Below are 14,655 nucleotides of genomic sequence, written 5' to 3'. Positions count from 1 at the left end.
CACCATCATCCGATGAGGAGACGCCATGTACAAGCTGGTGTTTTTTGTCCCCGAGACACACGCCGATACGGTGAAACAGGCCGTCTTTGCCACCGGAGCCGGTAAAATAGGTGACTATGATCAATGCTGTTTTGAGACAAAGGGGACAGGTCAGTTCCGCCCTCTGGCCGGAGCCAGCCCTTTTATCGGCAAGCCCGGTGCACTGCAGCAGGTAAATGAATTGCGAATAGAGCTGGTGTGCGAAGATCATCTTATCCGTGAGGCCCTGAGTGCCCTGCGCGCCGCCCATCCCTACGAAGAGCCCGCCTACGACGTCTGGCCTCTGGCCAAGCTATGAGCCATTGGCTCCCCTAAGCGGCTGAAATAACCGGCAGATCCTGCGCGGAAAAATAACGCATCCTGCCAAGTCCCTGTGGCGCACTGCGCATTGACGCCACCCCAGAAGCCGTTACCGCTCGCCCCGCAGGTACGGTTTTCAACAGCAAGTATGGCAAGCATTGCTAATCATTCCCTGGGGAGAGCATCGCAGCTATGCCGATATCGCCGCCACTATCAGTAATCCTAGAGCAGTCAGGGCCGTAGGGGCTGCCAATGGCCGTAACCCTATCTCCATTGTGATCTCCTGCTACCGGGTAATTGGTGCCGATGGCAGCCTGACGAGCTCTGCCGACGGCTTGACGCTTAAACGCTGATTGCTGACACACCAAGCCCAAGCCTGACAATTGCCCCGGCAGTGTGTGCGAGATCTCTTAAGCTGCACACGGAAAATGCGTTTTCATCCAACGGCATTTTTGGCAACAGCCACTTTATTTCATATATATTTCATAAAGATGCCATTTTTCAGCCACACCTGACGCCTGAGTCAACTATAAATACCGGCTTGAGAGAAAGGCCCCCTGAGTTATTATCTCTCCCGCAAGGAAGCAGTGAGGCCCTTCGGGATGACGGGCTTGCCAAGAACGGCAAACGGACACCGCCATGATGGCGCCAAGGACACCTTCAAGGTTGAAGATGTGAAGCAGGTCAGGACGACTTGCCGTTAGGAATGACCAGGACACCCCGACGGATCGGGAAGAGGAACATTTCACGGAGTGAAATACAGTCAGGGATATGGCAGGGAGCCATCTGGTTCACGGATTCGAGCCGTCAGGACGACCGAAAAAGGGCAACAGCAATGTTGCCCTTTTTTCGTATTACTTCGTTCGGACTGGTAACCGACACTAAAGCCGGACTACCAGACAATCCATGCCCTGGCGGGATAAGCGCTGACAAGCATTCTGTGCCTGTTGTTTCTCAAATCCCACCAGACGGGCACGGAACAAGGTCCGATTACTGATCTCCACCTCAGTGACTGCAGCCCTGGCCTGTGCCAGCTCTCCCAGTCGCCGTGCCGCATCAGAAGCTCTGTCCCGGGCCTGCTCAGGCATACGGAATGAACCAATTTGTACAGCCCAGCCAGACGCCTCTGCCACCGGCGGGACGGGTGTACGGCTTGGTTCCTGACGCACGGTACGGGTACTCACCACTAAACGCTCAGCCGGTGCTACTCCCTGGGGAGTCATTTTAGCAATACGGGTGGCACGGCCAATACTGCGATCGATCAGTGATGCCATCTGTTCATCCCTCGACTGAGAGGTTTTACCGCCCATCACCACCCCCACCACCCGACGATCATCTCGCAGCGCCGATGTGGCTACATTAAACCCAGAGGCCCGGATATAGCCGGTCTTCATGCCATCAACACCGGGTGAATTCTGCACCATGCGATTATGGCTGTGATAGGTTCGCCCCTTGTAGGTAAAAGTGGCAACAGAGAAGTAATGGTAATACGCCGGGTAATCTTTCATCAGCCGCAGTGATAACCTTGCCAGATCCCGGGCGGTGGAGATTTGCCGGCTGTCAGGCAGGCCCGAGGCATTACGAAAGGTGGTATTGTACATTTTCATTTCCCGGGCTTTGGCTGTCATGCGCTTGGCAAACGCTGCTTCACTGCCTCCCAGCGCCTCGGCCACCACCACAGCCACATCATTGGCCGAGCGCACGATCAGTGCCGGTATGGCATCTTTTACCCGTAACTTATCCCCTTTTTTCAGCTGAATATTGGTCTGGGGCATAGATGCAGCATGTGCCGACACCGGCATGGCCGTATTCAGGGTCATGCGTCCCTGCTCCATGGCTTCAAACAGCAGATAAAGGGTCATCATCTTGGTCAGTGACGCCGGATAACGGCTGGCATCAGCGTTGGCCGCATGCAAGACGGCACCGTTTTCCGCATCAATAACAATGGCTGCATAACGCGGGTTTGCCTGCGCCATCCCGGCCAGGCAAAACAGCAGAAATAAACCTGAAATATGTATGAGTGTTTTTCCCGGACGGGAGACAGCAAACATGGGAACCTCCTCCCACTTTAATGAAAGCCGCCAGAAATTACGCCAAGGTGCGGGGAGTGTCCAGCACCGCTTTCAGCACGTTGCAACAACCTGACGCACCAGCGTACCGGCATAGCTTTCGACAGTAATAAATCCGTTTACAATAACAAGCATACACGCCGGAAGAGCGACACAGGCCAAACAGGAAAAATTTTTATAAAAAAGGCACCGAAGTGCCTTTTTTCATTAATCGTTCAGGTTCGGGGCCAGCCACTTTTCGGCTTCTCCCTTCGTCATGCCCTTGCGTCGGGCATAATCCAGCAACTGATCTTCCTGAATCCGGGCTACCGCAAAGTAGCGGGTATCCGGATAAGAGAAATAGAACCCCGATACCGCCGCCCCCGGCCACATGGCATAGGACTCGGTCAGCTTCATGCCGATGCGCTTTTCCACGTCCAGCCACTGCCACAGAGTTCCTTTCTCAGTGTGTTCGGGGCAGGCCGGATAGCCCGGTGCCGGGCGGATCCCCTGATATTTCTCGCGAATCAGCGCTTCGTTGTCGAGATCCTCGTCCGGGGCATAGCCCCAGTATTCCCGGCGCACTTTCAGGTGCATGTATTCGGCAAAGGCCTCGGCCAGGCGATCAGCCACGGCACTGGCCATAATGGCGTTGTAGTCGTCGTGAGCATCCTTGTAACGCTTGACGATATCGTCCTCACCGATGCCGCCGGTGACCGCAAAACCGCCGATGTAGTCGGGCTTGCTGCCCTTCGGCGCCACGTAGTCAGCCAGACAGTAATTGGGGAAACCGTCCTTTTTCTCGGTCTGCTGGCGCAGAAAGCGCAGGGTATGCAGCACGGTTGAGCGGGACTCGTCGCTGTAAATTTCTACGTCGTCACCCACACTGTTGGCCGGGAACAGGCCAATCACGCCGGCACAGCTCAGCTTACCTTCCGCCTCCAGCTTGTCGAGCATGGCATTGGCATCGGCAAACAGGCGCTGGGCTTCCTCGCCCACCACTTCGTCTTCCAGAATGCGCGGATACTTGCCCGCCAGCGACCAGGTGAGGAAAAAGGGTGTCCAGTCGATGTATTCCCGCAGTACCGAAATGGGTACATCGTGAAACTCGTGAATGCCCGGCTTGGCTGGCACCGGCGGCGTGTAGACATTCCAGTCAATGGCGACCGGATTGGCCCGGGCCTCTGCCAGGGTTACCGGTTTGGTGCGCGGCTTCTTGCGGGCATGCTGCTCCCGCACTACCTCATATTCCTTGTTAAGCCGTTCCACAAAAGCCGGTTTATTGGTTGCACTCAGCAGGCTCTGCACCACCCCCACGGCCCGGGATGCATTGGACACATACACCACCGGTTCGTCGTAGTTCTGTTCAATCTTCACCGCGGTGTGCGCCTTGGAGGTGGTGGCTCCGCCAATCAGCAGCGGGATTGTGAAGCCCTGACGCTGCATTTCCTTGGCCATATGAACCATTTCATCCAGAGACGGCGTGATCAAACCCGAGAGGCCGATCATATCGGCGTTGGTTTCCTTGGCGGTCTTGAGAATGGTTTCACAGGGCACCATCACTCCCAGATCCACTACCTCGAAGTTATTGCATTGCAACACGACGCCCACAATGTTTTTGCCGATGTCGTGCACATCACCCTTGACCGTGGCCATCACGATTTTGCCGTTGCTCTGGCCCACGGCCTTGGTGGCCTCGATATAGGGGTTAAGATAAGCTACCGCCCGCTTCATCACCCGCGCCGACTTCACCACCTGGGGCAGGAACATCTTGCCTTCGCCAAATAGATCGCCGACCACGTTCATGCCGTCCATCAGCGGGCCTTCAATAACTTCGAGCGGACGGTCTGCCTGCAGGCGCGCCTCTTCGGTATCTTCCTCAATAAAGTCGGTCAGTCCTTTTACCAAGGCATGTTCGAGGCGCTTGTTCACCGGCCAGCTGCGCCATTCCAGATCCCGGGCATCGTTGGCGGCACCGCCGCTGTCGCGGTAGCGTTCAGCCAGCGCCAGCAGCGTTTCGGTGGCATCGTCATTCTGGTTGAGCACCACAGCTTCCACGCTGGCCTTGAGCTCGGGATCAATGTCTTCATAAATGGCGAGCTGACCGGCGTTAACGATCCCCATGTCCATGCCGTTGCGAATGGCGTGATACAGGAACACGGCATGAATCGCTTCCCGCACCGGCTCGTTGCCCCGGAATGAAAAGGATACGTTTGACACCCCACCGGAGATCATGGCATGGGGCAGGTTGTCCTTGATGTCCTTGACCGCTTCGATAAAGTCGACCGCATAGTTGTTGTGCTCGTCAATACCGGTGGCCACTGCAAAGATGTTGGGGTCAAAGATGATGTCTTCCGGCGGAAAGCCCACCTTGTCCACCAGCACCCGGTAGGCGCGCTGGCAGATCTCGAACTTGCGCTGGCGGGTGTCGGCCTGACCTACTTCGTCAAAGGCCATCACAATCACGGCAGCACCATAGCGACGTACCAGTTTGGCCTGCTCGATAAAGTTTTCTTCCCCCTCCTTCAGAGAGATGGAGTTAACGATGCCCTTACCCTGAATGCACTTGAGGCCGGCCTCGATCACCTCCCACTTGGACGAGTCAATCATGATCGGCACCCGGGAAATATCGGGCTCACCGGCGATCAGATTCAGGAAGCGGGTCATGCAGGCCTCGGCATCGAGCATGCCCTCATCCATGTTGATGTCGATGATCTGGGCACCGTTTTCCACTTGCTGCAGCGCCACTTCCAGCGCTTCGTCGTATTTCTCTTCCTTGATCAGCCGCTTGAATTTGGCCGAACCGGTGACGTTGGTACGCTCACCCACGTTAACAAACATGCTCTCGGGGGTAATCAGCACCGGCTCCAGTCCCGACAACCGGCAGGCTACCGGCAGTTCGGGCAGTTTACGCGGAGCAACTCCTTCCACTGCTTCAGCCATGGCGCGAATATGCTCCGGCGTCGAGCCACAACAGCCGCCCACCAGGTTAAGAAAGCCGCTTTCCGCCCACTCACGAATGTGACCGGCCATTTCATCCGGCTCAAGATCATATTCACCAAAGGCGTTGGGCAGACCGGCATTAGGGTGAGCAGAAACATAGGTCTCGCTGATGCGGGACAGCTCGGCCACGTACTGGCGCAGCTCATCCGGACCCAGGGCACAGTTAAGGCCAAAGGAAATGGGCTGGGCATGGCGCAGAGAGTGATAGAAAGCTTCGGTGGTCTGCCCGGTCAGGGTCCGGCCGGAGGCATCGGTAATGGTGCCGGAAATCATCACCGGCAGGCGCACACCTCGCTTGTCAAACACACCTTCAACCGCGAACACCGCTGCCTTGGCGTTAAGGGTGTCAAAAATGGTTTCGATCATCAGCAGATCGGCCCCGCCATCGATCAGCGCTTCGGTGGCTTCGGTATAAGCCTCGACCAGCTGATCAAAACTGATGTTACGGTAGCCGGGATCGTTGACATCCGGCGAGATGGAAGCGGTACGGTTGGTCGGCCCCAGTACCCCGGCCACAAAGCGCGGCTTGTGGGGCTCTTTCGTGGTCCATTCATCGGCCACCCGGCGTGCCAGTTTTGCAGCTTCCAGATTTATTTCCGCCGCCAGGCTTTCCATGGAATAGTCGGCCATGGCGATGGTGGTCGCGTTGAAGGTGTTGGTCTCGACAATGTCGGCACCGGCAGCGAAATAATCACTGTGGATTTCGGCAATGATCTCGGGCTGGGTCAGTACCAGCAAATCGTTGTTGCCCTTGAGATCACTGGGCCAGTCGGCAAAGCGCTCGCCCCGATAGGCGGCCTCGTCCAGCCGGTATGACTGGATCATGGTGCCCATGCCCCCGTCGATGATCAAAATGCGTTCGGCCAGAGCCTGTTCGAGCTGAGAAAACACGGGGGATCGGGACACTGCTGACTCCTGTTACAACCTGATTCCTGTATACGGCATTCATGCTAACACAATTTAGACAGTTGGAACTCTGGCCATCTGCATGGCCGATGTATCAAAGCGGTAAACGAGGTGTAAAAATGCTCAGGTTTGTTGCAATTTTGCTAGTGAAGCAGGTGCTGATAGGGCAAACTATGCACAGTCGAACAGATTCGGCCAACCTCGCTTGCAAATAATAAAATAACCTGTCGGAAGTGCCTTTAGATGAGCGTTTATTACACTCTTTGCTTTTTGGCGGCCATGGCAATCACCATTGCCTTCGTCAATCAGTACATCATGAAAATTCAGACCACCATTGCCATTACCTCCGGTGCCCTCGCCATTTCAGTATTTATGCTGATCCTGGGTAAAACAACCTGGCCTGGCTTGCAGGAACATGCAGTGGAAGTCATCAAAACCGTTGATTTCGGATCTTTCCTGCTGCAGGGCATCCTCGGATTTCTGCTGTTTGCCGGCGGTCTTGGTATTAATCTGCCAGCGCTGAAAAGCCAAAAATGGGAGATCTCGGTCCTGGTCATTTTTGGCGTCATTATTTCAACCCTGGTGGTTGCTGGTGGCCTCTGGCTGCTGGGTTATGTAGCAGCCATTCCCATTCCCTTTATCTATTGCCTGCTGTTTGGCACCCTTATCTCTCCCACCGATCCCATCGCGGTGCTGGCCATTGTTAAGAAACTGGGAGCACCGGAGCAAATCGCCATTCAGGTTGAAGGCGAGTCACTGTTTAACGACGGTATCGGTCTGGTCGCTTTCCTGACCATTTTTGCAGTGGCTTTCAACGGTAACGAAGCCAGTTTCGGCTCTGTGATGGCGTTGTTCACGCATGAAGCCGTGGGCGGCATTATCTTTGGTGCCTTACTGGGGCTGATGTGCCATATCATGATCAGTGCGACCGACGACGGCTCCATGGAGCTGCTGATGACCTTGTGCGTCCCCACCGCCGGTTTTGCCATGGCCAACGTGCTGGGCGTGTCCGGTGCCCTGGCCATGGTGGTGGCAGGTATTATTATCGGCAACTGGACTCGCTATACCGGCTTTTCAGAGCAAAGCCAGAAGTATCTGGACCACTTCTGGCACCTGCTGGACGAGTTCCTGAATGCCCTGCTATTCCTGCTGATCGGCCTGGCCATGTTACTGGTGCAGTTCCACTGGCAGGCCTGGATTCTGGTGCTGCTGTCAGTCCCGCTGGTACTGGCCGGCCGTTTTGTCAGTGTGGCGCTGCCTTACACCGGCTTCCGCCGGGTACGCAGCTACAATAAATATTCGATCCGGATCCTGACCTGGGGCGGCCTGCGCGGTGGCCTGTCACTGGCCATGGCACTGTCGATTCCGGCCGGTGTGAAGCTGGGCAGCGACGGTCAGGTAGATTTACGCGATTTGATATTGATGATGACCTACGCCATCGTGCTGTTCTCTATTATTGTGCAGGGCATGACCATCACTCCGATGATAAACAAAGCCAAAGCGGCAGAAAAGGCCGGCTTTCCCATCGAATAACACCGGCCGTTCATTCAAATCAAAAAGGGGCCTGCCGGCCCCTTTTCTTGTTCAGTCTTCCCAGTCTTTGGTCAGGGTATCTCCTGCTGCACTGAGCGTGTTCAGATCGTAGGGTGTCAGCTGGTAAACATGGTAGTTGAGCCAGTTGGAAAACAGCAGATGACCGTGGCTGCGCCAGGTTGCCCGGGGAGGCTTGTCGGGATTGTTATCCGGGTAGTAATTGGCCGGCATCATGGGTTCAATACCAGCCGCCAGATCCCGCATATATTCCTGATGCAGGGTATCCGGGTCATATTCCGGGTGCCCGGTAACAAATACCTGCCGCCGGTCCGGGCTGACCGCCAGATACATACCTACCTGTTCAGAGCCAGCCAGCACCTTAAGGTTGGTTTTTTCCTGAATCAGATCCAGCGGAAAGTCGGCATAACGGGAATGAGGAGCCAGAAACACATCATCAAACCCCCTCACCAGAGGCTCATATTGGCCCATATTCTGATGCTCATAGACACCGGAAAGTTTTTCCAGCCGGGTACGTTTATCAAGACCATAAAGAATCTTCATACCGGCCTGAGCCGCCCAGCATAAAAACAGGGTGGAGGTCACATGGCTTTTGGACCATTCCACAACCTGCTCAATTTTATCCCAGTACACCACATCGCAAAAATCGGTGAGTCCCAGCGGGGCACCTGTAATGATCAGCCCGTCGTAAAATTGATCCTTTATTTGATCAAAATCGAAATAAAAGTGTTCCAGATGAGACTGTGGAGTATTTTTTGATGGCCGGTTGTCGATGCGCAGCAGATCTACCCCTATCTGCAGTGGCGAGTTCGACAACATCCGCAACAACTGGTTTTCCGTTTCAATCTTTTTGGGCATCAGGTTGAGCAGCAGCACCCGCATCGGTCTTATATCCTGATTAACCGCGCGCGTCTCCGTCATCACGAAGATATTTTCCTGGCTCAGGACATTGGCCGCCGGCAGGCGATCCGGAATTCTGATGGGCATGTGCTTACTCCATGTACTGCATCGGTAAAAAAGTCTAGACATCTAGAAATCTACAATATGAACCACCGCTTGTCATCAGTAACCTGTGTTGCGGTCAAAAGATACGATAGAATTTGAGCGTTTTTCTTCAAGGATTTACATATGGACCCTGTGATTGAATTGATCAGCACCGGTGATGAAGTGCTTACCGGCCTGATAACCGATACCAATGCCGGCTGGCTCTCGCAGAGACTGCTGGAGCAGGGCTGGCAGGTGCGCCGGCGTTTTACAGTGGGCGATAACAAGGCCGATCTGGTGGCATTGTTTGAACAGCGCAGCCACTGCGCCGACATCGTGATCGTTAACGGTGGCCTGGGGCCGACTTCGGACGATATCAGTGCCGCAGCCATGGCCGAGACCGCTGCTGTGCCGCTGGTGCTGAATGAGTGGTGGCTAAAGGTCATGCGGGAGAAATACGCCGGCCGCAGCCGCACCATGCCAGAAAGCAATATCAAGCAGGCCATGCTGCCGGAAGGGGCAGAAGTGGTGGATAATCCCATAGGCACCGCCTGTGGCTTTTCAGTGCAATATAACCGGTCACTGTTTTTCTTTACCCCCGGTGTACCATCTGAACTGAAGAAAATGATGGATCAGGAAATTCTGCCCAGAATGCGCAACCGCCTGGGACAGCAGGGAAAAAGCCAGGTTCGCCGTTACTTTCTGTTCGGACTTTCAGAGTCAGGTCTGAGTGACCAGCTGGATTCCCTGTCCTGGCCAGCCGGTATTATCCTGGGTTACCGGGCCAACGCCCCCACCATAGAGCTGAAGCTGATTATCGACACCGATGATGCTGATGCCATCGCCGTGGCCGAAGCACAGTTACTGAAAGAGGTAGGCAACCATTTGGTCGCCCGGGATGAACTGCAATTCGCAGCGCTTTCATCTCTGCTGCACGATCGTGACCTGGTGATTTTTGAAGATGCCAGCGGCGGTCGACTGACCGATACCCTGCATACGCTGACTCCCGAGTTTGAAGGGCATTATCTCGCTGGCCTGCCGGATACCGCCGAGGACCTGGCGCAATGGCTGAAAGGCTCTGGCAGGGCAACCACACTGGCCATTGGGGCTGAAGGCCCACAGGGAGTCCCGATGGCACTGCTGACCCCGAACGGCTGCCAGGCCCAAACGCTGAAGGTGCACTTTCGCGATCCGCTGATGCGCCGCCGGTTGCTGGCCTTTGCCGCCTTTGACATGTTACGCCGGCAGCTGGAGGGATTACCTGTCATCATCGACTATGACATCCTTCCCCGCAGCGAGCAGATCAGCCTGCCGTAATTAACACCAAGGGCTGCTCTGCTGCTCTTGTATTCACTTTTGTGGCGGCCAGCGCCGCCATAACTTTTCAACCAGCTCTGCCAGTATGTCGGTCAGCCAATTCGCCAGCGGCGTATGGAACAGCCAGGCAGCTGTGAACAGTGCCAGTGGTACAGAGCCACAGATAAAATCGGTAAACCAGTGAGCCCCTGACATCAGTCGCGGCATAGCCAGAGCCAGCACCAGGGGCATCACAATATAGAGATAACGTCGCGGAAAGCGGTAGATGGCAAACAGCAGAAAAGTGGCAAAGCCAATACCGTGATCACTGGGGAAGGAATCCTCCGACGCATCCTTGGATGTCAACTCGGGAATCAGCTGAGTAACTCGTTCAGCCTGCTCATATACCAGGGTCGGACTGGGCCGCTCCACCGGTAGCGCCTTGCCTGCTGCCGCCTGTAACGAAAAACAACCCGCCATAATCAGCAGTAAGCAAACCGTTCGGATCCGCTCCCGTCCCGGCATCAGCCCGGCATGGCGGAATACAAACAACGCCATCAGCAAGGCTACGACACCGTCTATCCAGCGCTGATTCAAAAAAGCCACCAACTCAGCAAAGCCAGGGATGGTCACCAGTCGCCGGTTGAACCACCAGAAGATACCTTCATCCAGACTCAACCAGTATCCCTGCCACCAAGTGAAAAGGAGCACAGCGGCCAGCAGCTGCAGCCCGAGCCAGCCTTTAAAGTCCCACCGCATTTTGAAATCCACTTGGGAGAAAAGAAGAGGGTTATACCAAAAAGCGTTATGGGAGTCCGCTCAACAATGAAGAGACAAACAACAAAAAAGAGTGCCGAAGCACTCTTCTGGACTCTAGCGTAACTGTGCCGCCAGTTCTCGCTGCCGGGCTTTAAGCGCCTCAATATCGAGCCCTTCGATACAGCCATCAGCAACTCGCCAACGACCGGCTACCATTACCCTGTCGGCACGCTGAGCACCGCAGAGGATAAGAGCTGCCAGCGGATCACCTGCACCGGCAAATTGGATCTCGTTCAACCGGAAAAAAGCCAGATCCGCCTGTTTACCCACCGTAATTTCACCAATATCATCGCGCCCCAGACAGGCGGCTGAGCCTCGGGTTGCCCAGTCAATCACCTTCTGGTGCGTGATCCGGCTGGCACCATAGCGCAGACGCTGCAACAACAGGGCCTGACGCACCTCCATGATCATATTGGAGCCGTCATTGGAAGCCGAGCCGTCAACGCCTATACCTACCGGGCTGCCGGCCGCTTCCAGATCCAGAGTCGGACACTGACCCGATGCCAGCAGCATGTTGGAAGACGGGCAATGGGCAATACCCACTCCCGCCTTGCCCAGACGCAGGATCTCTTCATCATTGAAGTGGATACCGTGAGCCAGCCAGGTACGCTTGTTCAGCCAGCCGACAGACTCAAGATAATCAACCGGACGCTGACCGAACATCTTGAGACAAAACTCGGTCTCATCATGCGTTTCGGCAAGATGAGTGTGCAGTTGCACATCGTGCTGTTCGGCTAACTGTGCCGAGGACTTCATTAGGTCGGTACTGACCGAAAAAGGAGAACAGGGGGCCAGGGCAACCCTGACCATGGCACCATCGGCATGATCGTGATAACGATGAATAAGACGCTCGCTATCGGTAAGAATGGTGTCTTCACTCTGAACCGTGGACTGCGGTGGCAGTCCCCCTTGATCTTTACCCAGGCTCATGGAGCCACGGGTAAGATGAACACGCACACCCAGTTTGCGGGACTGTTCCACCTGAATATCAATGGCCTGCTCCAGCCCTCGCGGAAACAGGTAATGATGATCATTGGCAGTGGTACATCCCGACAACAGTAACTCAGACAACGCAATTTGAGTGGACACTTCCACCATCTCTGGCTGCAGTTTCGCCCATACCGGATACAGGGAGGTCAACCAGGAAAACAACTCTTTGTTCAGTGCCACCGGATGAGCGCGGGTCAGGGTCTGATAAAAATGATGATGAGCATTGATCAGACCTGGCAGCATCACATGCTGGCTGGCATCAAAGGTCTCGTCAATCTGACTGTTAGGCGTATTACCTTCGGCGACCAGTTCGACAATGGTATTTCCCCTGACGACTACTCCTCCGGCACAGGCAAGGTTCAGCGTAGCAAGAGGAGACTTAATCCAGAGAGTGTTATTGGGGTTTTGCATCAGACTTTCTACTCCATATAACAGGAAAGTTGGCATCCCCCGGATGTAGAAGCCCCTGACGTACAACCCGGGAAGGTACGCCAGGGGATTGAGCCGTATCAGGCACCAATATGAAAGTGAGTGTTAACCTACCTCACCTAATTTTTTTTTACCAGAAGCCGGAGCTTCTTCTTCAGCTTGCTCCTCGTCTTCCTGAGTGTGTCCCTCGGGCAAAATAAGGCTCAGAGAAATGGCAGCAATAGCGCCCATGGCAACCGGTGATTTCAGAATATTTTCTATCATGTCCGGCAGTGCCTGCAATACTTCGGGAACGGTCGATACTCCGATGCCCAGGCCGACGGAGATGGCCACAATCATCATATTACGACGATCCAATTGTGCCTGGGACAGTACACGGATACCGGCCACGGCCACAGTCCCAAACATGATCAGAGTAGCGCCACCCAGTACCGGCTTGGGCATGGTTTGCAGCACACCGCCGATAATAGGGAACAGGCCCATGATAAACAGGATAGCGGCAACATATATCCCCACATAACGGCTGGCCACACCAGTCAGAGCAATAACGCCATTATTCTGGCTGAACGTGGTTGACGGCATACTGTTGAACACGGCGGCAATCATGGAATTAACACCATCGGCCAAAACACCACCACGGATACGGTTGATGTAAACAGGGCCCTTCACCGGCTCACGGGAAATGGTCGAGTTGGCTGTCAGGTCACCGGTAGTTTCCATGGCACTCACGCAGAACAGGATGGCCAGCGGAATAAAGGCAGCCAGATCAAACTGAAAACCGAACTTGAAGGGAACCGGAATAGATACTAGCGGCAAATCGGCTACGTGGGAAAAGTCCAGACGCCCCATAAAGAATGCAGCCAGCATCCCCAGAACCAGACCAATCACCACGGCAGCCAGACGAATCATCGGGTTCTTGGAACGGTTCAGCAAAATAACGCTGACCAGCACGATACCTGCCAGCAGCAGGTTATCGAAGGAACCAAAGTTGTCGGTCTTCAGTGCTGAAAAACCACCCCCGATATCGGTCATGGCCACCTTGATCAGTGGAATACCAATAAGAATAATGATGGTGCCGGTTACTACGGGAGTGATTACTTTCTGCAGCTTGTGTACAAAACGGCTCAGGAATACTTCAATAAAAGCGGCACAGAAGCTGACGCCGAAAATGGTAGCCAGGATATCCTCTGGAGTTCCACCCCGGTTTTTAACGATAAAGCCAGCGGAAAGCACAGCGGTCAAAAAAGCAAAACTGGTGCCCTGCAGACACAGCATACCGGCACCGACCGGACCGATACGCCGGCACTGAATAAAAGTACCCACGCCGGAGACCATCAGCGCCATACTAATCAGATAAGGAATATGTTCACCAAGGCCGAGCACACCACCCACAATCAGGGTAGGGGTTATCACTCCAACCAGACTGGCCAGCACGTGCTGCAAAGCAGCAAAAGTTGACGGCCAGAAGCTGGGTTTGTCGTGTAATGAATAAAGCAGATCGTGATTTTTTACTTGTGTGGTTTTCGTATCCTGGGTCATAACAGATCCCTTGTATTAATCGTTGCCAATGAGCGACCTTTTGATCCGAGCCGCTATTTTATTATTGACCAACATCCTGTTGAGACGGTGGCACTACCCTCCAATTTCCACTTCAGGGCGGATGCCGAGTGTGGAGTCATTTAGATAATACCGTAAAAAAAACACCAGTGTTATATCAATGTGAATCAGTTGTACACAAAAATGGAACCAATGTGATCTATGTCCATCTTTTTCCGTAACACGTAACAAGCCACACAAAGGTAAAATTTAGATATAAATTGTATACACTAGAGACTAACCGGCACCCGACCTAGTGGTTCAGACAGCACACAGAAGCCATTTTTTTCAATAGATGGGTACAGAGCGAGTCGTGTTTAATAGTGATGTAGGTGCAATGGCAGTAGAACGAAGGGGTTAGAACAACGAAAAAAGCCCTTCACAGACGTGAAGGGCTTTTTAATTGGGTGCCTGGCAGTGACCTACTTTCACATGGCAGCTGCCACACTATCATCGGCGCGGTCGCGTTTCACTACTGAGTTCGGCATGGAATCAGGTGGTTCCACAACGCTATGGCCGCCAGGCATTAAACTTTAATTCGGAAAAAGCTGTTTGATGAATGCTGCTTGTAGTCTCGACCTGCAAGGCCTCACACTTCTTGGGTGTTGTATGGTTAAGCCGCACGGGTAATTAGTACAGGTTAGCTGCACGCCTCACAGCGCTTCCACACCCTGCCTATCAACGTCCTGGTCTC

At 54.3% G+C, this 14,655-nt stretch carries 9 protein-coding genes, 2 rRNA genes and 1 pseudogene; 4 read left to right on the top strand and 8 right to left on the bottom strand.

The genetic code is table 11. The features are described from left to right. The first annotated feature begins 25 nt into the window (after nt 1–25). Nucleotides 26–337, top strand: coding sequence for a YqfO family protein (locus B6S09_RS07885; protein ID WP_094277968.1), 312 nt, complete (start codon nt 26–28; stop codon nt 335–337). A gap of 118 nt (nt 338–455) precedes the next feature. Then, a pseudogene (locus B6S09_RS07880) lies at nt 456–692 on the top strand (methylated-DNA--[protein]-cysteine S-methyltransferase); the annotation flags it as partial. A 528-nt stretch (nt 693–1,220) separates the two neighbouring features. On the opposite strand, the gene B6S09_RS07875 reads toward B6S09_RS07880, so the two are convergent. After that, complete coding sequence (locus B6S09_RS07875; RefSeq protein ID WP_094277966.1) at nt 1,221–2,390, bottom strand: D-alanyl-D-alanine carboxypeptidase; 1,170 nt, start codon at nt 2,388–2,390, stop codon at nt 1,221–1,223. 225 nt (nt 2,391–2,615) lie between these two features. Continuing rightward, nucleotides 2,616–6,296 carry a methionine synthase gene (gene metH / locus B6S09_RS07870; protein ID WP_094277965.1) on the bottom strand — a complete coding sequence of 1,227 codons (3,681 nt, stop codon included), beginning with the start codon at nt 6,294–6,296 and terminating at the stop codon, nt 2,616–2,618. Between the two features lie 243 nt (nt 6,297–6,539). Here metH and B6S09_RS07865 point away from each other — a divergent pair, with 243 nt between their 5' ends. Further along, nucleotides 6,540–7,829 (top strand): cation:proton antiporter, encoded by a 1,290-nt coding sequence (locus B6S09_RS07865; protein ID WP_094277964.1) that lies wholly within the window; start codon nt 6,540–6,542, stop codon nt 7,827–7,829. A gap of 51 nt (nt 7,830–7,880) precedes the next feature. Here B6S09_RS07865 and metA read toward each other — a convergent pair whose 3' ends face one another. Next, a complete protein-coding gene (metA, locus tag B6S09_RS07860) occupies nt 7,881–8,834 on the bottom strand; it encodes a homoserine O-acetyltransferase MetA (RefSeq protein ID WP_094277963.1) in 954 nt (317 codons plus the stop codon). 141 nt (nt 8,835–8,975) lie between these two features. Here metA and B6S09_RS07855 point away from each other — a divergent pair, with 141 nt between their 5' ends. After that, on the top strand, nt 8,976–10,148 hold the full coding sequence (locus tag B6S09_RS07855) for a CinA family nicotinamide mononucleotide deamidase-related protein (protein WP_094277962.1): 1,173 nt from the start codon (nt 8,976–8,978) through the stop codon (nt 10,146–10,148). A 33-nt stretch (nt 10,149–10,181) separates the two neighbouring features. Here the strand turns inward: B6S09_RS07855 and B6S09_RS07850 are convergent, their stop codons facing one another. The 5 genes from B6S09_RS07850 to B6S09_RS07830 all read right to left on the bottom strand — a co-directional run. Then, on the bottom strand, nt 10,182–10,886 hold the full coding sequence (locus B6S09_RS07850; protein WP_094277961.1) for a phosphatase PAP2 family protein: 705 nt from the start codon (nt 10,884–10,886) through the stop codon (nt 10,182–10,184). A 114-nt stretch (nt 10,887–11,000) separates the two neighbouring features. Next, the gene (locus B6S09_RS07845; protein ID WP_094277960.1) at nt 11,001–12,347 is read right to left on the bottom strand and encodes an 8-oxoguanine deaminase; all 1,347 of its coding nucleotides are present in this window, start codon (nt 12,345–12,347) and stop codon (nt 11,001–11,003) included. Between the two features lie 123 nt (nt 12,348–12,470). Next, complete coding sequence (locus B6S09_RS07840) at nt 12,471–13,904, bottom strand: uracil-xanthine permease family protein (RefSeq protein ID WP_094277959.1); 1,434 nt, start codon at nt 13,902–13,904, stop codon at nt 12,471–12,473. Between the two features lie 466 nt (nt 13,905–14,370). Then, nucleotides 14,371–14,485 (bottom strand): 5S ribosomal RNA (rrf, locus tag B6S09_RS07835). Between the two features lie 85 nt (nt 14,486–14,570). Beyond that, a 23S ribosomal RNA gene (locus B6S09_RS07830) occupies nt 14,571–14,655 on the bottom strand; the annotation flags it as partial.

Source organism: Oceanimonas baumannii, assembly GCF_002245495.1.
Lineage (GTDB): Bacteria > Pseudomonadota > Gammaproteobacteria > Enterobacterales > Aeromonadaceae > Oceanimonas > Oceanimonas baumannii.
The sequence above is the reverse complement of the archived record's forward strand: the minus strand, read 5'-3'. Positions and strand labels throughout refer to the sequence as shown.

What these genes read in the sequence shown, in the direction of transcription:
- B6S09_RS07850 (WP_094277961.1), bottom strand. Translation starts at nt 10,886, where the DNA reads ATGCGGTGGGACTTTAAAGGCTGGCTCGGGCTGCAGCTGCTGGCCGCT.
- B6S09_RS07845 (WP_094277960.1), bottom strand. Translation starts at nt 12,347, where the DNA reads ATGCAAAACCCCAATAACACTCTCTGGATTAAGTCTCCTCTTGCTACG.
- B6S09_RS07865 (WP_094277964.1), top strand. Translation starts at nt 6,540, where the DNA reads ATGAGCGTTTATTACACTCTTTGCTTTTTGGCGGCCATGGCAATCACC.
- B6S09_RS07855 (WP_094277962.1), top strand. Translation starts at nt 8,976, where the DNA reads ATGGACCCTGTGATTGAATTGATCAGCACCGGTGATGAAGTGCTTACC.
- B6S09_RS07885 (WP_094277968.1), top strand. Translation starts at nt 26, where the DNA reads ATGTACAAGCTGGTGTTTTTTGTCCCCGAGACACACGCCGATACGGTG.
- B6S09_RS07840 (WP_094277959.1), bottom strand. Translation starts at nt 13,904, where the DNA reads ATGACCCAGGATACGAAAACCACACAAGTAAAAAATCACGATCTGCTT.
- B6S09_RS07875 (WP_094277966.1), bottom strand. Translation starts at nt 2,390, where the DNA reads ATGTTTGCTGTCTCCCGTCCGGGAAAAACACTCATACATATTTCAGGT.
- metA (WP_094277963.1), bottom strand. Translation starts at nt 8,834, where the DNA reads ATGCCCATCAGAATTCCGGATCGCCTGCCGGCGGCCAATGTCCTGAGC.